At 38.1% G+C, this 19,514-nt stretch carries 20 protein-coding genes; 13 read left to right on the forward strand and 7 right to left on the reverse strand.

Translation table 11 applies throughout. The annotated features are described in order from the left end of the window. The first annotated feature begins 134 nt into the window (after positions 1-134). The 4 genes from QQZ16_RS17640 (at position 135) to mgrA (ending at position 3,750) form a co-directional block, all read left to right on the forward strand. Complete coding sequence (locus QQZ16_RS17640; protein ID WP_284561627.1) at positions 135-1,529, forward strand: glycoside hydrolase family 1 protein; 1,395 nt, start codon at positions 135-137, stop codon at positions 1,527-1,529. A 95-nt stretch (positions 1,530-1,624) separates the two neighbouring features. Then, entirely contained in the window at positions 1,625-2,500 is an 876-nt protein-coding gene (locus tag QQZ16_RS17645) for an ROK family protein (protein WP_284561558.1), read from the forward strand. A 7-nt stretch (positions 2,501-2,507) separates the two neighbouring features. Then, entirely contained in the window at positions 2,508-2,678 is a 171-nt protein-coding gene (locus QQZ16_RS17650; protein WP_284561559.1) for a hypothetical protein, read from the forward strand. 82 nt (positions 2,679-2,760) lie between these two features. Further along, entirely contained in the window at positions 2,761-3,750 is a 990-nt protein-coding gene (gene mgrA, locus QQZ16_RS17655) for an L-glyceraldehyde 3-phosphate reductase (protein WP_031539521.1), read from the forward strand. 59 nt (positions 3,751-3,809) lie between these two features. Here mgrA and QQZ16_RS17660 read toward each other — a convergent pair whose 3' ends face one another. After that, entirely contained in the window at positions 3,810-3,986 is a 177-nt protein-coding gene (locus tag QQZ16_RS17660; RefSeq protein ID WP_251629172.1) for a hypothetical protein, read from the reverse strand. Positions 3,987-4,158: 172 nt separating this feature from the next. Here QQZ16_RS17660 and QQZ16_RS17665 point away from each other — a divergent pair, with 172 nt between their 5' ends. Further along, complete coding sequence (locus tag QQZ16_RS17665; RefSeq protein ID WP_109769001.1) at positions 4,159-5,070, forward strand: glycoside hydrolase domain-containing protein; 912 nt, start codon at positions 4,159-4,161, stop codon at positions 5,068-5,070. Between the two features lie 78 nt (positions 5,071-5,148). Then, on the forward strand, positions 5,149-6,126 hold the full coding sequence (locus QQZ16_RS17670; protein ID WP_284561560.1) for a Gfo/Idh/MocA family protein: 978 nt from the start codon (positions 5,149-5,151) through the stop codon (positions 6,124-6,126). Between the two features lie 909 nt (positions 6,127-7,035). Here QQZ16_RS17670 and QQZ16_RS17675 read toward each other — a convergent pair. The 4 genes from QQZ16_RS17675 to QQZ16_RS17690 form a co-directional block, all read right to left on the reverse strand. Beyond that, positions 7,036-8,937 carry a DHA2 family efflux MFS transporter permease subunit gene (locus tag QQZ16_RS17675; RefSeq protein WP_048718603.1) on the reverse strand — a complete coding sequence of 634 codons (1,902 nt, stop codon included), beginning with the start codon at positions 8,935-8,937 and terminating at the stop codon, positions 7,036-7,038. 9 nt (positions 8,938-8,946) lie between these two features. Then, complete coding sequence (locus QQZ16_RS17680) at positions 8,947-9,597, reverse strand: HlyD family secretion protein (protein WP_031536156.1); 651 nt, start codon at positions 9,595-9,597, stop codon at positions 8,947-8,949. After that, a complete protein-coding gene (locus tag QQZ16_RS17685) occupies positions 9,594-10,046 on the reverse strand; it encodes a MarR family winged helix-turn-helix transcriptional regulator (protein WP_031536157.1) in 453 nt (150 codons plus the stop codon). Before QQZ16_RS17685 ends, QQZ16_RS17680 begins: the two co-directional genes overlap by 4 nt. A 195-nt stretch (positions 10,047-10,241) precedes the next feature. Continuing rightward, complete coding sequence (locus QQZ16_RS17690; protein ID WP_284561561.1) at positions 10,242-11,162, reverse strand: HD-GYP domain-containing protein; 921 nt, start codon at positions 11,160-11,162, stop codon at positions 10,242-10,244. 159 nt (positions 11,163-11,321) lie between these two features. Here QQZ16_RS17690 and QQZ16_RS17695 point away from each other — a divergent pair, with 159 nt between their 5' ends. From QQZ16_RS17695 to QQZ16_RS17705, 3 genes are all read left to right on the forward strand, one after another. Then, positions 11,322-11,900, forward strand: coding sequence for a CBO0543 family protein (locus QQZ16_RS17695; RefSeq protein ID WP_284561562.1), 579 nt, complete (start codon positions 11,322-11,324; stop codon positions 11,898-11,900). Positions 11,901-11,914: 14 nt separating this feature from the next. Beyond that, positions 11,915-12,247 carry a CBO0543 family protein gene (locus QQZ16_RS17700; RefSeq protein WP_251629182.1) on the forward strand — a complete coding sequence of 111 codons (333 nt, stop codon included), beginning with the start codon at positions 11,915-11,917 and terminating at the stop codon, positions 12,245-12,247. Positions 12,248-12,439: 192 nt separating this feature from the next. Next, a complete protein-coding gene (locus tag QQZ16_RS17705; protein WP_031536160.1) occupies positions 12,440-12,760 on the forward strand; it encodes a YnfA family protein in 321 nt (106 codons plus the stop codon). A gap of 73 nt (positions 12,761-12,833) precedes the next feature. On the opposite strand, the gene QQZ16_RS17710 is transcribed toward QQZ16_RS17705, so the two are convergent. Next, positions 12,834-13,124 (reverse strand): AbrB/MazE/SpoVT family DNA-binding domain-containing protein, encoded by a 291-nt coding sequence (locus QQZ16_RS17710; RefSeq protein ID WP_031536161.1) that lies wholly within the window; start codon positions 13,122-13,124, stop codon positions 12,834-12,836. 197 nt (positions 13,125-13,321) lie between these two features. Between QQZ16_RS17710 and QQZ16_RS17715 the strand changes: the two genes are divergently transcribed. Both QQZ16_RS17715 and QQZ16_RS17720 read left to right on the forward strand, forming a co-directional pair. Beyond that, entirely contained in the window at positions 13,322-14,164 is an 843-nt protein-coding gene (locus tag QQZ16_RS17715; RefSeq protein ID WP_284561563.1) for an aldo/keto reductase, read from the forward strand. A 559-nt stretch (positions 14,165-14,723) separates the two neighbouring features. Further along, positions 14,724-15,578 carry a nuclease-related domain-containing protein gene (locus QQZ16_RS17720; protein ID WP_284561564.1) on the forward strand — a complete coding sequence of 285 codons (855 nt, stop codon included), beginning with the start codon at positions 14,724-14,726 and terminating at the stop codon, positions 15,576-15,578. 459 nt (positions 15,579-16,037) lie between these two features. Here the strand turns inward: QQZ16_RS17720 and QQZ16_RS17725 are convergent, their stop codons facing one another. After that, complete coding sequence (locus QQZ16_RS17725; protein WP_284561565.1) at positions 16,038-17,096, reverse strand: hypothetical protein; 1,059 nt, start codon at positions 17,094-17,096, stop codon at positions 16,038-16,040. Between the two features lie 161 nt (positions 17,097-17,257). Between QQZ16_RS17725 and QQZ16_RS17730 the strand changes: the two genes are divergently transcribed. Together QQZ16_RS17730 and QQZ16_RS17735 are read left to right on the forward strand one after the other, a co-directional pair. Next, entirely contained in the window at positions 17,258-17,815 is a 558-nt protein-coding gene (locus tag QQZ16_RS17730; RefSeq protein ID WP_251629185.1) for a thioredoxin family protein, read from the forward strand. Positions 17,816-17,959: 144 nt separating this feature from the next. Then, on the forward strand, positions 17,960-19,414 hold the full coding sequence (locus QQZ16_RS17735; RefSeq protein WP_284561566.1) for an IS1182 family transposase: 1,455 nt from the start codon (positions 17,960-17,962) through the stop codon (positions 19,412-19,414). Positions 19,415-19,514 lie beyond the last annotated feature (100 nt).

Genomic DNA, 19,514 nt, shown 5'->3' on the forward strand with positions numbered 1-19,514 from the left:
GGAAAACTTTTTCAGATAGTGGGGGGCTAGCCCCCCACTATCTGAACTAACATCTATAGAATTATCAAAGAACAATATTTTAATTGGAAATTACCTCGAAAGAGGACTATAAACTTACTATACGAGGAGATAGGATAATGAAGAAATTTCCGGAGAATTTTTGGTGGGGTGCAGCTACATCTGGACCACAAAGTGAAGGTCGTTTTAATAAACAGCATGCGAACGTTTTTGACTACTGGTATGAAGTAGAACCAGAAGTATTTTATAACCAAGTTGGACCAGATACAGCATCTAATTTTTATAATAGCTATGTAAAAGATATTGCGCTAATGAAAGAGATTAACTTAAACTCTGTTCGTACTTCGATTCAATGGACTCGTTTAATTGATGATTTCGAGACAGCTAGTTTAAATGAGGATGGCGTAAATTTTTACAATAATGTCATAGATGAGTTTATTAAGCAAGGAATTACGCCTGTATTTAACCTGCATCATTTTGATTTGCCAGCAGAGCTTTATCATAAATATGGTGGCTGGGAGTGTAAGCATGTTGTGGAACTTTTTGCAAAATTTGCGCGTCGTTGCTTTGAAGTATTCGGCGATCGTGTGAAACATTGGTTTACTTTTAACGAGCCAATGGTCATTGTAGAGGGTCAATATTTATACCAATTCCATTATCCAAAACTAGTAAATGGGAAAAAAGCGGTGCAGGTAGCGTATAATTTAAATCTTGCTTCTGCAAAAGCAATCAAAGAATTCCGCGACCTGAAGTTGAATGAAACAGGAGCGAAAATCGGAACAATCCTAAACCTAACGCCATCTTATCCAGCCAGTGATAAGCCCGAAGATGTGGAAGCAGGCCGAATTGCCGACCTATGGCGCAATGAAATGTTCCTGCATGCAGCTGTTTATGGAGAATTCCCACCTGCATTAGTAGAACTTTTAACAAAAGATAAAGCAATTTGGGAATCAACGGAAGAAGAGCTTGCGATATTGAAGGAAAATACGATTGATACACTTGGAGTGAATTTCTATCATCCATCCCGTGTAAAAGCGCCAGACGTGGCGCCGAACAGTGTGGGTGACTGGATGCCAGACCGTTATTATGATAACTATGATATGCCTGGTCGTCGCATGAACTTAGATAAAGGCTGGGAAATCTATCCGAAGGCACTTTATGATATTGCTCTTAATATCCGTGATAATTATAAAAATATTGAGTGGTTCGTTTCTGAAAATGGGATGGGCGTTTCCCGAGAAGAACGTTTCTTAAATAAAGAAGGGGTAATCGAGGACGATTATCGTATCGAATTTATCCAAGAGCATTTAGAGTGGCTTCATAAAGGAATCGAAGAAGGCTCCAATTGCTACGGCTATCATTTATGGACGCCAATCGATTGCTGGAGCTGGATGAATGCGTATCGCAATCGCTATGGATTTATCTCCAACAACATCCATACTCAAGTGAAGACAATTAAGAAGTCTGGTCTTTGGATCAAAGAAGTGAGTGCCAATAACGGATTTGAATAATATTTTACGAAGATCATCGCACATTCTTTGCGGTGGTCTTTTACTACAGGCTATAATAGGATTGAAAGCGCAGACATAAATGAGGTGGTGACAAAATGTCATTATTACTAATGGATATAGGCGGGTCTTCCGTAAAGTTTGCAGTATGGGAAAAAGAACAGCTAGTAGAAAAAGGGTCCTTTGTTACGCCGAAAACATGGGAAGAACTGAAACAAGAAATGTTACAGCTAAAAGAAAAAATGGCGGAGAAATACACAATTGATGGCGTTGCGTTCAGTGCTCCAGGTGCAGTAAATCAAGCAAAAGGCGTTATTGAAGGAGCAAGCGCTGTTCCGTATATCCACCAATTCCCCATTTTTTTCGAACTAGAAGAACTGTTTGATTGCCCTGTTACGATGGAAAATGATGCAAACTGTGCAGGACTTGCAGAAGTTTGGCTGGGAGCAGCAACTGGATTAAAGTATGTGTTATTTGTAGTCATCGGCACTGGAATAGGCGGTGCAGTTATAGTGGATGGGAAAATTCAACATGGCAAGCACCTATTTGGCGGCGAATTTGGCTTTATGCTCCTTAAAGACGATCAAACATTCAGTACACTTGCTACTCCTGTCCAAATGGCGAAGCGTTATTCCAAGCGACTGGAGCTGGAGACTGAATTAAGCGGCAAGGAAGTATTTGAGCTCGCAGAACAAGGCGATGCGGTGGCAAAAGAGGAAGTAGAAACCTTCTATCACTATTTAGCGACTGGTATCTATAATCTTCAGTACAGCTTTGACCCAGAGAAAATCATCATTGGCGGTGGAATCTCCAGCAAAGAAGGCCTAATCGACGAGTTACATGCTCACCTCGAAAAAGTAGTAAAAAGCGTTAAAGTTGCCTCCTTTCTTCCAGAAGTGGAATTATGCCAATTCAGGAATGATGCGAATTTAATTGGTGCTGTTTATAATTATCAGCTTGTGTTCGGGGAGTAGGGTGAAGTTGAATTTGCAAGTAAAAGTGAGAGAGTTGCAAGTAAAAGTAGCTAAGTTGCAAAGAAAAGCGGCTAACTCGCAAGTAAAAAGGAGAAAGTCGCAAATAAAAGTCACAGACTTCCAAGTAAACTTCCATTCGCACACAAAAAAGAGCTTATCAGCAAAAGAATCACCATAAATCTCACGAATCGTTCATCCGATTCACCAAGAAGTACATAAGTAAATTTAGTAAACGATAAAAAGGAGAAAAGAGGGAAACCATGTATATTGCAGATGAAAATAGATATGAAAAGATGATGTATAATCGAGTTGGAAAAAGTGGTTTGAAATTATCGGCGTTATCATTAGGATTATGGCATAATTTTGGAGAGGTGGATCTCTTTGAAAATATGCGTGCTTTAGTGAGAAGAGCTTTTGACTTAGGGATTACTCATTTTGATTTGGCGAATAACTATGGTCCCCCAGCTGGTAGTGCGGAGGAGAATTTTGCAAAAATCTTGGAAAAAGATATGAAGATTTATCGTGATGAAATCGTTATTTCTACGAAAGCTGGTTTTCCAATGTGGGAGGGTCCTTATGGTGACGGGGGCTCAAAAAAGTATTTAGTATCTAGTCTTGACCAAAGCTTAAAGCGTATGGGGCTTGATTATGTAGATATTTATTATCACCATCGTCCAGATGCAGAAACGCCATTAGAGGAAACAGCAGAGGCATTAGATTTATTGGTACGTCAAGGAAAGGCGCTGTATGTTGGTGTTTCTAACTATACCCCAGAGCAAACAAGAGAAATGGCAGAAATTTTTGAAGCGAAAAAAACACCATTCATCATTCACCAACCATCCTACAGTATGTTTAATCGCTGGATTGAAGATGGGTTAAAGGATGTATTAGTGGAAAAACAACTTGGCGCGATTGCCTATAGTCCACTTGCGCAAGGTTTATTGACGGACCGTTATTTAAATGGTATTCCAGAGGATTCACGGGCAAATCGAGAAACAGGACGTTGGCTACATAAAGAGAATGTGGAGCAGACGATTGAAAAAGTAAAAGCACTAAACAATATTGCGAAGGACCGGGGGCAAACACTTGCGGAAATGGCTGTTGCTTGGATCCTTCGCGATGGCATCGTAACAAGTGTGCTTATTGGGGCAAGTAAAGTTAGTCAAATCGAAGACAATGTCAAAGCATTAGACAACATTGAATTTAGGGAAGAAGAGCTTGCCGCAATTGATCGTGTAATAAAAGGATAGGAAGCAAAAGAAACACTACAACTTTTCCATAGTTGTGGTGTTTTTTTGTAATGGTTGATTTAAAAATGGAATGTATTCTTCTTCAACCGATTAACAATATACTCAGCCTGCACAATCATAAAAAGTAAAAATAATGGAATAGCAAGCACGACAAGCTTTCGGTGCCAATGCAAATTGCGGTGGAGTAAATAGGAAGAAAATAAATTAGTCAGCACCATGTTCAACAAGTTGGTCATAAAAATTCACCCTTTTTTTCTTTTAGTTTGATAACAAAGGGTCATTCTTATTCAAGTGCTTATATGGAAAAGCAATCAAGAATACTTTTATATAAGAAAGAAAAAAGGGAAGTCTATTTCCTGTCCTTTTGCTAGCTTTTTTTCTATATAAAAGAAAAAAGGAGTTGTTGAAATGACAATAGGATTTGATTGTGCGACAAAATTAACGGAGAAAATGGCGAGGGATTTAAAGGGGGCAGGCTTTGAATATGCCGCACGATATTTGGGATCAAGTTGGAAGTCATTTGATAAAAAAGAGGCAGAGATTATTCAAAAAGCAGGAATCAAGCTAATTAGCATTTTTCAAAAAAGCGCCAATAAACTTTCCTATTTTACCGAAAAGCAAGGAATCACAGATGGAAAAGACGCAGAAAAATGGGCTAAAGCAGTCGATCAACCAGAAGGAACGGCAATCTATTTTGCCGTTGATTGTGATATAACGGGTAAACAAATGGCAAATATCGAAACCTATTTTTCAGCCGTGAAAAAGCAATTGCCGTCCTATAAGGTAGGGATTTATGGTTCCTATGCCGTGATGTATGCGATGAAGAACGATGCCGATTATTTTTGGCAAACCTATGCATGGTCCCGCGGGGAAGTAGCGCCATTTATTCACATGTATCAGCACGAGAATAATATTATCATCGAAGGGGTCAATATCGATCGAAATCGAATTATGCAAAGTCCAGGACATTGGGGAGCGGCGGAAGCTGTGCAGACCAGTAAGTATACTGTTCAAAAGGAAACGGGCGCTTTTCTGACTGCTGCTGATGCCAAATCTGGGAAAAATAAAAAAGGGACCGTCAAGCCGGGAACCTATGCAATTTTTAATACCTCCCAAGGAATGATAAATGTTACGAAAGTGGAGGGCAAGCCGGGATCTTGGATCAATCCCCATCATGAAACGATTCATATTGTGTCAAGTGGGGAAACGTTAACGAAAATCGCGAAAACCTATAGCACCACCATTCAAGCGATTCAAGCAAAGAATCCGCAGATTAAGAATATTAACCTTATCTATGTGGGCCAGGTAATAAAAATATAATTTGACTAGACAAATTATGGTATTAATAAAGGGTTTTCAAGAGAGGATAGCGAATGAATAAATGAGGTGAATAAAAAGATGAAATCATTTGAGAAAGAAGTTCGATGGGGAATTATTGGCTGTGGAGACGTAACAGAGGTTAAAAGCGGACCAGGGTTTCAGCTCGCTGAAAATTCTAAGCTAGTCGCTGTAATGAGGCGGAATGGCGAATTGGCAAAAGATTATGCAGAGCGTCATCATGTTCCTAAATGGTATGACGATGCAAAAGCTTTGATTAATGATCCAGAGGTTGATGCTGTTTATATCGCTACCCCTCCAGGTTTTCATAAAGAATACACGATTCTTGCAGCTAAAGCAGGCAAACCAGTGTATGTAGAAAAACCAATGGCAAGAAATTATCAGGAATGTCAAGACATGATTGAAGCATGTAAACAAGCAGAGGTACCTTTATTTGTAGCCTATTATCGACGAGCACTTCCTCGTTTTTTGAAAATAAAAGAAATCATAAACAGCGGCGTATTAGGGGATATTCGATTTGTGCGAACAATCCAATATCAGCCAGCGTTAAAAGATGATCAAGCATGGAGAGTGCAGCCCGAGCTTGCTGGCGGCGGCCTTTTCCTTGATTTAGCAAGTCATACATTAGATATTCTTGATTTTCTGTTTGGTCCCATTAAAGAAGCAAAAGGATTCGCATCCAATCAAAATGGCAGCTACCAAGCGGAAGATATCGTAACCGGCACCTATCTATTTGAGTCAGGCGTTCACGGGACAGGCACTTGGTGTTTCAGCGCCCATGACCATATCGACGAAAACGAAATCGTCGGCAGCAAAGGCAAACTTACTTTCGCAACCTTTGGCAACGGCCCAATTACCTTCACGACTCCAGAATCAAAAGAAGAGTGGGTAATCGAAAATCCTCGCCACATCCAACAGCATCTGATTCAATTGATGGTGGATGAATTAACAGGAAAAGGAACTAGCCCAAGCACAGGTGTTAGTGGAGCAAGAACGAATTGGGTAATGGACCAGCTGATAAAAGGGTATTATCAATAATAAAACGGGGAGAAAAACATTTCTTTTGGGGAGTGTTTCTTTTTTTGGTAGGAGGAAGTGTGAAAGTGTATGGGGGAAGAACTGCTGAAGTTATTAGAGGAATTCGAAAACCAGATTAAGATGGGATTTTGTTTTGATGGACCGGTTTGAGGAGGAGCCGTCTCTGAGCCCAAAAACAAGAAAAAGTAGAGGGAAAGGTAACAGAGAAGCCGTCTCTGAGCCCGAAAGCAAGGAAAAGCAGAGGAAAAGGTAACAGAGAAGCCGTCTCTGAGCCCGAAAGCAAGAAAAAGCAGAGGAAAAGGTAACAGAGAAGCGGTCTCTGTGCCCGAAAGCAAGAAAAAGTAGAGGAAAAGGTAACAGAGAAGCCGTCTCTGAGCCCAAAAGCAAGAAAAAACAGAGGAGAAGGTAACAGAGAAGCCGTCTCTGAGCCCAAAAGCAAGAAAAAGCAGAGGAAAAGGTAACAGAGGAGCCGTCTCTGAGCCCAAAAACAAGAAAAAGTAGAGGAGAAGGTAACAGAGAAGCCGTCTCTGAGCCCAAAAGCAAGAAAAAGCAGAGGAAAAGGTAACAGAGAAGCCGTCTCTGAGCCCAAAAACAAGAAAAAGCAGAGGAAAAGGTAACAGAGAAGCCGTCTCTGAGCCCAAAAGCAAGAAAAAACAGAGGAGAAGGTAACAGAGGAGCCGTCTCTGTGCCCAAAAGCAAGAAAAAGCAGAGGAAAAGGTAACAGAGGAGCCGTCTCTGAGCCCAAAAACAAGAAAAAGTAGAGGGAAAGGTAACAGAGAAGCGGTCTCTGAGCCCGAGAGAAAGAAAGATGGAAACAGAGATTATAGAAGAAATGAACCCCACATTCCCCATCCCACCAAAAAAATCCCAGAGCAACTACTATGCTCTGGGATGGAAACACTGCCTTTATTAACTATCTTTGGAACTGGTTGTGGCTCTACGTATAAACAGGGAAAGAACTAAGGCGATGCTGGCAATAATGGTTGCGACGAGAAAGGCGTCGTTTATTCCGCTGATGGTAGATGCTTGTGCTGCTTTTCCGTAGATGGTGGAGATGGCAAGTGTTTGACCTGCTCCTACTGGAAGTCCAGTTAGGCTTGCTAACCCTTGACCCAACTGTGCAAACTTTTCTGCGATAAACGGATTGGCAGAAGAGATGATGTTGTTATAGTTATCTAAATGAAATGCTGTACGATTTGTCATGACGGTGATTAAGAAAGCAGTTCCGATACTTCCGGCAACGGTTCTTGCTGTATTGGATACAGCTGTACCGTAGCTTGTTAAGTTTAAGGGAAGCTGATTCATTCCTTCTGTCATAACGGTCATCATAATAAAGGACATACCAAACATCCGGAAAATATAGAGCATCATCAAATGTGAATAGGATGTCTGCATGGTTAATTGGGTGAATCCCCATGTCGTTAAAACAGTGATAATTAAACCGATGACTGCAAGTGGTCTTGCACCAAAGCGGTCAAATAGCTTTCCGGCAATTGGAGACATGATTCCCATGATGATGGCACCTGGTAACATTAATAATCCAGAATCCAATGCGGTAAAGCCACGAATATTTTGTAAGTATATAGGCAGAAGCAGCATTGCTGCAAACATGGCCATATTTACAATCATGCTTATTAAGGTTGTTAAAGTAAAGATACTATATTTGAATACACGCAAATCAATCATAGGTGCTTCCGTTGTAAGTTCTCTCCATACGAATAGGCATAAGAAAATAACACCAATCACAAGGGAAAGAACAACTACTTTACTATCCCAGCCGTTGTTCCCAGCCTCACTGAATCCGTATAGCAAGGATCCTAGGCCAACAGTACAAGTAATAAAGCCGATGGTATCAAAGACTGGATTCGAAACTTTAGTGACATCCTTCATCCAAATAATGGCAATAATTAAATCAAGAATGCCGATAGGGATAACTAGCTCGAATAATACTCTCCAAGAGTAATGGCCGATTAACCAGCCGGATAAAGTGGGACCGATGGCAGGGGCGAAAATCATTACAACACCCATAATGCCCATCGCAGTTCCGCGTTTTTCTGGTGGGAAAATGATTAAGAAAACGGTCATCAACAGTGGCATTAATAAGCCTGCTCCTGCTGCTTGGATGATGCGTCCTATTAAGAGCATGGAAAAACCAACAGAGGTTGCACACACAACCGAACCAATGGTAAAAGCAGAAATCGCTCCAATAAGTAATTTCCTTGTTCCAAATTTATTTATCAAAAATGGAGTGATTGGGATAAACACACCATTTGTTAGCATATATCCAGTGGATAGCCATTGGACGGTGCTTGTAGATACATTTAAATCATTCATAATATGTGGAATGGCCACATTTAATAAGGTCTGGTTAAGAATCGCCACAAATGCGCCAAGCATCAGGGCAACAATTACTTTGCCGCGGTTTATTTCTTCGCCAGTGTCAAGTGGTTTATAAGGAGCTTTCTCCTTATTCGCTTCCTTCGTTTGTGAGAGTTCCTCTTCCTCTTTCGACTCTACTGAAGCTTTCTCATGGAACTCAACAGAGGATTCAGCAGCACTTTCATTCTCCCGTTTCTCTTCAATCAACTCTATTTGTTCCTCATGAGTTTCTCCCACATCCGCTTCCTTAGACGCTTCTACAGGTTTAGCTAGATCCGATTTTTCAAGGGATGGCTGAATGTCATTATTCCTCTTTGCATCATCTAGGACGTTTTCTGGTTTCGCCACTATTTTCTTTTTTCGTAAAAAAAGATTGATGATTAGGAGCAGGAGGATGCTTCCGATAATATAGCTTGTGATGTAAGTGGTCATATCCATCACCTACTTATGAATTCTTACGGAAACGTTCATACCTGGAATTAGTTTTAGGCCGCCGTAATTATCGATGGAGATGGTTACGGGTATGACTTGTGTTTCTTTTGTGTAGTTTCCTGAGCTGTTGTTGCTTGGCAGTAGGGAGAAGGTTCCTGCTGTTGCAAGTCCTAGGCTGTCTACTTTACCTGTTAGAACTGTATCTGGATAGGAGTCTACGTATAAGTCTACTTCTTGGCCGACTTTTACTTTATTGATGTCTGTTTCGTCGATGTTTGCTGTAACCCAAAGATTATCTAAATCATAGCTTTTTGCTAGGGATGTTCCTGCTGCAATATAAGTATTTGGTACGGCGCTTGATTGAACGATGGTGCTATTTTCTGGAACGGTAATATCCATATCAGTTGTGCCTGATTCTGTTACAACTTCTACAGTACCAATTTTTTGGTTTTTATTAAAAGAAGTACCTGTTTCGCCTTTCCATTCTGTTAGTTTCCCTGTAGCTGGTGATGCGATGCTAATTTGTTGTCCGGCGATTTGGGCATTGTCTGTTTTAATATAGGAGATTGATTGGTCGTAGAAGTAATAACCGGCAAATCCTCCTCCTACTAAAACGATTAAAAGGATAATATTTAATAAAATCATGCGTTTACTATTCATAGTTGTTCCTCCTCAATTTCACTTAAAATGGCTAATATTTTCCCATTTAGTTCTAGTATTTTGTTTATTTCTTCTTCAGGAAGCTCCATCACTTCTTTAACTTTTTTTGATAGAGTAGATGTTCCAGCAAAGTATTGTTTCATAATGCTGTGTCCTTCTTCCGTTAGTTGGATATTTACCGCTCGACGATTGTCTTCAGGAATGGTTCGTTCAATTAATTGTCGTTGGGATAGTCGATCGATAATTCCGCTAACGGTGCTTTTCGTTAAAGAGAGCTTTGTCGCTAGTTCTCCGATTCCGATATCAGGTTGGAAGTAGATTCTGTACAGTGTTTTAAGCTGTACGGCTGTTAAGTCCAATTTGTTCGCATCTAGCTGGACAAGGTGGTTATAGGCTTTATGAATCCGGGAATAAGAGCGAATTAATTCGTTATTTAACGACCCGTTCATCTGAAAATTCTCCCTTTCTATTGTTTTTATTAAAACTGTTCGTATACGAACTATTGGATTGTCGCATATATTTTTACTTTAGTCAATTGTTTTCTTAAGAGGAGTTATTTGGGTTGGCTTTCGTTATATAGGCTATAGCATTTTGTACCAAAAGGCGGTCGAACGATTTAACGCTGGAAAAATATTTTCGCTATCTTAGTTTCTTCTATTCTTAAATGGATTATCCTTGTCTTCGATTAAAGATAGAAACGCATCGACTACGAGTGGATCGAACTGTTTTCCTTTGTTGCATTTTATTTCTTCGAGAATTTGGTCTAATTGGAGTTCCTTTCGATAGACGCGCTTGGAGGACATTGCGTCAAAGCTGTCAGCTACTGCAACGATGCGGGCGACTAATGGAATTTCTTCTCCTTTTAACCCATTTGGATATCCCTTCCCATCAAACCGCTCATGGTGATGAAGGACAATATCGAGTATGCCATTGTTTTTATATTGCTTAACATGTTTAATGATTTCGTATCCCTTTATCGGATGCGTTTTTATTAATTCATATTCTTCCTCTGTCAATTTTCCAGGCTTAGTTAATAAACATTCTGGTATACCAATTTTCCCAATATCATGAAGTAGTCCTCCAATATGAATAACATCGCATAAGGAAGAAGGTAAATTCATTTCCTTTGCAATTTCCATTGCATATTTAGCAACATTTTTAGAGTGGTTCATCGTATAAGAATCTCTAGAATCTAGTGCATTGGAAAGCACCTTTGTTAACGCTAAGTTATCTTCAAGCACTCTTTGAACTCTAGACATAAGGCCAACCGAAATAAGGCTGATTAGTAAATAGGTCAATAAATAGGTAATAAAGGTAGACATAGTGAGTGATTGATCTTTGATGAAAAAAAATCTACAGGAAACTACCAAGAAAGTAAGTAAGAAAATTACCCAAAAGGGACTTTGATAAAAGCCGATTCCTAGAAAAATGGAACATAGAATATAGAAGATAAAATAGTTTTCGTGATTTTCAAAAATACAGAGATTCAATATGATACTAATAAATAAAAGAATAAAGAAAAAATATCGGAAATAAGTAGCATTATTCCATATTCGATGATACATAAAGTACCCCCAGTGTTCATCTAGTTACTATTAATCGAAAGAAGTTTCTAATAATTGAAGTCTGCCCCATTCTTTTTATTTAATGAGCGATGAGTAAGTGAAATATTTTCTAGTAAATAGTTCATACTAAAAAAATGAAATAATCCCTGAGGTGATCAGATGAATGACCAACAACGATCTTTTTTTGATCGATTAGTTTCTATACAAGAGAATTATACAAAAGAGGCAATAGAGTATTGGAGTAAGTATTCTGGTTTGGATACATGGCAGTTTTGGGTGGGAGTGCTGATGTTAGTTATTCCACTAATTGTCATATTTTTTTCTATTGATCGAAAGCATATATTCATTATTGGTTTCTTTGGTTTTGCTGTGCATATGTTATTTTCCTATGTAGATGCAACGGGTATTCGCTTTGGTTTATGGGCCTACCCGTATCAGTTTCTGCCATTCTTACCAAGCTTCTCACTGGATGGGGCGATTATTCCAGTGGCTATTATGCTCGTATTTCAATGGACGTTAAAGCATAATAAAAACTTCTATCTTTATGCAACCATATTAGCAGTTATTTTTGGCTTTGGTTTTAAACCACTTTTGACAGCTATCGGGTTATTTGAACCCTATAAATGGATTAATTTCTTCTATATTTTTCTGATTTATTGGTTCCTCTATATTGGTGGGTATCTATTAACAAGATTATTTATGAAGTTTCAGGAGAAAAGAACGGACAAGCCAATATAGACAGGAGTTATTTTATGTTCTTTCTTATCTTGATGGTAATTTTATTTAATACAATTGCTTATTTTATTCCTAAACGCTTAACAGCTATTGAATTGTTGACAACGACATTGTTTGCCACATTTCTTCAACTAGTAACTGATACCTTTCTCGATTTGAAATATGATTTATATGGTTATTTTAGAATAGGGGTAGATTGGGAAAGTTTGATTTATATTGGGGGAATCTATCCGGCGATTAACGTCATCTTTCTAAATTACTTTCCGTATAAAAGTGGTCTTCATAAAAAGATAGTCTATATTTTCACTTGGGGAGTCATTGCAATGGTATACGAAACCCTCTTTATTTAAACAGGAACCTTTTATTTGAATGGCTGGAAGCAATTTTACTCCATTTTTACCTATCTAGTTCTAAATGTTTTTTTGATGCTTTTTCACAAATTAACAGTGAGAATGATTGAAAGAAGTAGACGGGAAAGAAGTGATTAATTACCCTAGTTATTTGGTATAATGAATGGAAAATGGATAGTAGGGTGATTTTTGATGACAATTATCATTTTTATTTTGGCTGGTATAGCTGAAATCGGTGGGGGCTATCTCATTTGGCAATGGCTTCGAGAGGGCAAGCCTTATTATTGGGGGATATTTGGCGGAGTATCTCTTGTTTTATATGGTATTATTGCAACCTTTCAATCGTTTATGTCGTTTGGAAGAGTATATGCTGCATATGGAGGTATCTTTATCATCCTCTCTGTTTTATGGGGATGGGGGATTGATCGAAAAACACCTGATTTGTATGACTGGATAGGTGCAGGTATTTGCCTAATAGGAGTAGGTGTGATGCTGTTTGCACCGAGACAATAAAATCAAAAAAGACAATTCCGTCTATCGAGTGAATGGAGAGGGAATTGTCCTATCATAAATGGAATTTGAAAGCTTACTTCTGAGAATCATTCGCAAAAACGGATTCTAATTCTTTCATTAGTATTTCGGCGCCTTCTTTACTTAACACAATCTTTCCGTTGCCAATGGTGATATTATCAGGTGAGACTTCCCCAGTAATCGCACACTCCTCAAAGGCTTTATACTTCTGGAAGACGATTTTTTCCCCTTCTACGAAAATCTCTAATGGATCTTTAATTTCAATTCCCAATGTTCTTCTCAATTCTCTTGGAATAACAATACGACCTAATTCATCCACTTTCCGAACAATTCCAGTACTTTTCATCCCTTATCCCTCCGATACATTTTTTAATATATATACTATATTTTAACATATTGGTTAAGTATTGAAAGAATAATGTTTTGAAGTAAAGATAATTTAATGAAAGAGATGAAGCATATCAGTAGAATTTGTTATCTAGTATCGTCTATACTTTTAAAGAGAGGAAATCTTTTCTAATTTATAGAAGGAGGATATCAATCATGCATACAACAATTCCACAAATAACGCTAAATGATGGCCTTGTGATTCCAGCCATTGGATTTGGTACATATGATTTGCGAGGCGCGTCTGGTGTTCAAGCGATGACGACAGCAATTGATATGGGCTATCGCTTACTCGACTCTGCATTTAATTACGAAAATGAAGGAGCAGTCGGTGAAGCCGTTCGCCGCAGTGCTGTTAGCAGAGATCAATTATTCCTTACATCCAAACTTCCAGGAAGACACCATCAATACGACAAAGCCATCTATACTATCCAAGAATCACTCTACCGCACAAAACTAGATTATTACGATTTATTCCTAATTCACTGGCCAAATCCCAAAACAGATTTATACGTAGAAGCCTGGCAAGCGTTAATTGACGCCAAAAAATGGGGACTCATTCGCTCCATCGGTGTCTGCAACTTCTTACCAGAGCATCTCGATCGCTTGAAAAAAGAAACCGGCGTATTGCCGAGCATAAATCAAGTAGAACTACATCCATTTTTTTCACAAAAAGAGCAACTAGCCTATGACAAAGAGAACGGAATCGTAACCGAATCATGGAGCCCACTCGGCCGAGCAAATAATGTCCTAGAAAACGAAACGATTCAACAAATAGCAAAAGCACACGGCAAAACAATATCCCAAGTCATCCTAAGATGGCATACCCAACTAGGAGCCTTGCCAATTCCAAAATCAAGCTCCCCACAAAGACAAAAAGAAAACCTAGAAATATTCGATTTTCAATTAACAGAAGAACAAATGCAGCAAATTTCTGGGCTAACGCGTGTTGATGGGCGGATTGCGGATCAAGATCCAGCTGTTTATGAGGAGTTTTGAGGTTAGAATCCCTTATTGTGTTGAGCGATAAGGGATTTTTTTGTTGGTTGGAGTGGGGTGGAGATGGTCGGAAATGTGGATATATAATCGAAAGCAGTGGAAATGGTCCAAAAAACGAATATATGATCCAAAGCAAAGCAGATATAATCCAAAAAACAAATATATGATCCAAAGCAAAGCAGATATGATCCAAAAAACAAATATATGATTCAAAGCAAAGCAGATATGATCCAAAAAACAAATATATGATCCAAAGTAAAGCAGATATGATCCAAAAAAACAAATATATGATCCAAAGTAAAGCAGATATGATCCAAAAAACAAATATATGATCCAAAGCAAAGCAGATATGATCCAAAAAACAAATATATGATCCAAACCACATTCCGCCACATTATCAAAAAGGATTTTCAAGCAATCAAGTAGAATAACTAATCTAGAAAAAAAGAAAGGAAGTGGAAAATTGTTCTTAAATGAAATTTGCAAGAGTGATAGACTGAGATCAACAGAGGTGCTAGTAGGAAGGTTAAAAGAAACTTATAAACTTAGACCGAATGTAATGGAAGATTTAAGGAAACTTTTAGCTGGTTATCGCGGCGAGAAAGAAATGAAGTATTATCTGCAATTTTTGCCGGAAAAAGAGTGTCTTATCATTCATAATCTCCGCCTTTATGATGGAAAAACATATTTTCAGATAGACTATCTCATTCTCAACCAGCGGTTTTGCCTCATTGTTGAATGCAAAAATTATTACGGAGAGGTTTACTTTGATGCTAAGTTTAATCAAATGATTCGCAAAGTTGATGAAAAGGAAGAGGGATTTTCTGATCCTATATCCCAAGCCAAAAGGCATCAGCACCAATTGCAAACATACTTCAAGCTGCACAACTTCCCACCAATTCCCATCGATTTCTTAGTCATTTTCAGCAAGCCATCTACCATCATAAAAGGAAATCCCGCAATTAAAGACAAAGTCATACACAGCCACAGCTTTTTAGAAAAATGGGAATTACTCTCTGTAAAATATAAAATGATTGCGATTGATTGGAAGATTCTCCGCAAAATATCCAAAAACCTCTTAAAAAATAACACTCCCGAAACCTTAAATTTATTAAAACAGTATGGAATTCAACCAAATGATCTAATTACAGGAGTGCAATGCCCAGCATGCGCGAAATTTGCAATGATTCGCCAAAAACGGAAATGGTGCTGTCCTCATTGTGAGACATATGATGCAGCTGCCCATCAAAAGGCGGTAATGGATTACTTTTTATTGATAAAATCCACCATTACAAATAAGGAGTTTCGTGAATTCTCCCAGCTTACCTCACGTGGAATCGCCTCCAAAATGCTAGTAAAGATGAATTTACCAAGTAAAGGAGAAAATAAAGGCAGAGTTTATTACAAACCATGATTTTTCAAGAAGAGAATGGAGTGAAGATTTGTGAAAAAATGCGGATATGATCCAAAAATTAAATAAATAATCCAAAGGTGAACAGATATGATCCAAAATAGAAATATATTGTCCAAAGCAGGGAGGATATGATCCAAAAAACGGATATATGATCCAAAGTTGTACGAAAGCAACATTTGAATAAAAAAAGAGTCATTTTTCCCCATTCTTAATCTTTACGAAAAACAATGGAATAAAAATGACTCTTTTTCAGGTGGAAATTATTAACTTCATCTATTTAATAGTAGAGTTAGCCTAAATTAGAAAGGAAAAAATGCGGATATGATCCAAAAATTAAATATATGATCCAAAGGTGAACAGATATGATTCAAAATAGAAATATATTGTCCAAAGCGGAGAGGATATAATCCAAAAATTAAATATATGATCCAAACCAACATAATCAACTCCACCCAAACCTCAATCCCCCAACAAAACCCCCATCATCTTCCTCTCCAACACAACATCCGCAGCATTTGGATTATTAGCCTCCAACCCAACACCCTCTTCGCATAGAGCAACCGCCTTATCTCGGTCCCCATTCACGAAAAGCTCATAGGCAGCTGCGATTCGTTTATTGCTCATCTGTTTAATTGCTAAAAACCGTTTAACTTCCTTCAAAGCAAAGATGGAACGTGCTTCTTCCTTATCGACCTCTAAAACAGCTAATAAAAACAATCGTTCTTTTGCAATCTCGACTCTGAAAAGGGAAATAAGCTGTTCTTTTCTTTCCCACAGCATATCATTAATCCTTTTTGCCTCTTCAAAATCAAGGCGGTCCATTGCCAGTGCTTGCTGGATGCAGAGAGTCCACTGTGAAAAATAGTCCTTCCCATCATCGCCTGGGGGCAATGCAAATAGTTCCTCTGGCAGCTCCTGATAAGTGACACCGTTGGACGTTTGGGCGTTAATATAAAACTGGGAAAAAAGCTGCCACTGTTTGCTTTCCTTCTTCCAAGCCATTTTTAGCGTCATGCCATCATTAAAGCCAGCGGGAATAATATTCGTTAACCCGATGAGCAACCCGAGAAGGATAAAAATACTAGCAACTAAAGGTAATTCTCCTGCAATCCAGGCAATCAACCCAACGACAGCACTCGCAAGAAAATTCATGATGACTCCACCACATAAATACAGCTTAAATGGAAACTTGCCCGCAACATATGGCGGCGGGGCCATTAAGCATTGTCCAAGCGTTCCTGGAACATACAGCTTTTTACGCTCTAAGCCGTTCTTTGTCGAAACAACCATCCACGAAAAGACGCGAAAGGATACGAGAGAATAGCCAGTTAATTTTCCGAAAATAAGATGTCCTGCTTCATGCAAAATAATATGTACAATATAAAATACAATCAAACAAATCAAGCTAGTGATAATACTAGTAATATTTACATCCCCTGATAAAATAAGAAGTGAAAGCGCACCACCAAATACAGCGCCAATCACAACCATTACAAGTGTAGAAAGAAATTTCTTCATGCCATAACTCCTATCCCTCATTAATCTAAAATAATTGTATCAGACGTTTATATAATCATCTATCAAAAAAAGAAATTTATCCCAAATCTGAAAAATAGAATGAAAAACAGTTAAATAGTAAAATAATAGACAAGGCATACATAAAAAGGAGAGGTATATAAATGAAGACAGAGCAACAGTATTTCGAAGAAGGTTCTACCATCCAAGCGTATATGGACAATATGAGTACATTAAAAGAGGAAAGCTATGAGGTGTATCAAAACTTTACATTGCCTGAAGATGGCTTTGCAGCAGAATTAAAGCAACACAACCTCCACTTTTTAACCATAACAGAGGATTGGTGTGGAGATGCAATGGTGATTAATCCGATTCTTCGCAAATTAGTGGAAGCGGCTGATCTTCAGATGCATGTGGCACTTAGAGACGCGGACACGGATTTAATTGACAGACATTTAACAAACGGCGGCAGAGCTATTCCGATGGTCCTTGTTTTAAATGAACAAGGGGAGCTAGTCGGCAAGTGGGGACCAAGGGCGCCAGAGGTACAAGAGATGGTGACAGAAGGTCGAGCTAAGCTTCCAGTGAAAGAGGACCCAGCATTTGCGGAAAAGCAAAAGGAATTTTATATGCAATTACAAAAAACGTACCGAACGGATCCGGCAATTTGGACATATGTGTACAATAGCTTTAAGAGTATGTTAAAAGAAATCATAAAATAAAGGAAAAACAGCTCCCAACGATGGAGGCCACTGAAAAAGTCCTCCAAATGTTCATAATCTAAAAGGTATAGTCCTTCATTATTTGAAGGACTATCCTTTTTTTATTGTATAATTATAGTATCAATTTCAGTGTGGGTGGATACTATGATTCAAAAACAACAGTCTATGATTCTTTTTAGCCCTTTTATGGCTCTATATGATTTAGTCGTTCCAAAAGATAATCTGTTACGAAAAATTAATGACTTAATTGACTTTTCATTTGTTTATGATGAAATCAAGAAAAATTATTGTTTTGATAACGGTCGAAATGCCATCGATCCTATTCGTATGTTCAAGTATTTATTATTAAAGTCGATTTATGACTTGTCTGATGTTGACGTTGTTGAACGTTCAAAATATGATATGTCTTTTAAATATTTTCTTGATATGGCACCCGAAGATTCGGTGATTGAACCAAGTTCTTTAACCAAATTTAGAAAGTTGCGTTTAAAAGACGTAAAACTTTTAGATATGCTTGTTAATAAAACCGTAGAAATCGCTATTGAAAAGGGAATTATCAAAAGTAAAGCTATTATCGTAGATGCCACTCATTCGAAAGCTCGTTATAATCAGAAATCACCTAAAGAAATCCTAATGGATCGTTCGAAAAAGCTTAGAAAAGCTGTTTATAAAATAGATGAAAGCATGAAAGATAAGTTTCCCACTAAAACTTCAACGGATATTTTGGAGGATGAAATGGAGTATTGTCAAAAACTGATTGAGGTGATTGAGAAGGAAGATACGCTTGTTCCATATCCAAAAGTAAAGGAACAACTAAACCTTCTAAAAGAAACGGTAAATGACGATATCAAATATCTACAAATTTCAGAAGATAAAGATGCTAAAGTTGGTCACAAGAGTGAGGATACCTCATTTTTTGGATACAAAACGCACATAGCCATGAGTGAAGAAAGGATTATTACAGCCGCAACAGTCACAACTGGAGAAAAGAATGACGGAAAACAATTAGAAACACTGATTGAAAAAAGTATGACAGCCGGCATGGAAGTTGAGGCAGTGATCGGGGATGCAGCTTATTCGGAAAAAGGAAATATCGAGTTCACAAAAAAGAATGGAATGAAATTGGTAGCCAAATTAAACCCTTCTGTAACACAAGGATACCGTAAAAAAGAAGATGAATTTGAATTTAATAAAGATGCTGGAATGTATGTTTGTAAGGCTGGACATATGGCAATAAGAAAAGCAAAACAGGGCAAAAAAGGAGAAGGTAGAAATCAAGTTCATACGTACTATTTTGATATAGAAAAATGTAAACACTGTCCGTTTAAGGAAGGATGTTATAAGGAAGGGGCTAAAAGTAAAACATATTCTGTAAGCATCAAATCAAACGAGCATACAGAGCAGGCAAAATTTCAAGAAAGTGACTATTTTAAAGAAAAGTCGAAAGAACGATATAAAATAGAAGCTAAAAATAGCGAATTAAAACACAGACACGGGTACAATGTTGCAAAATCCTCGGGTCTATTAGGTATGGAATTGCAAGGTGCCATGGCAATATTTACGGTGAATTTAAAAAGAATCTTGAAATTAATGAGTTAAAAAAGATAGGAATTCATGAGAAAATGGATAAAAAAAGACGACTCTACATTCAAAAAATTTAATGAGGGTCGTCTTTTTTTATGCGGCCAGCTGATTATTT

Origin of the sequence: Bacillus sp. T2.9-1 (genome assembly GCF_950097965.1) — a bacterium.
In the GTDB taxonomy this organism is placed as follows: Bacteria; Bacillota; Bacilli; order Bacillales; family Cytobacillaceae; genus Niallia; species Niallia hominis.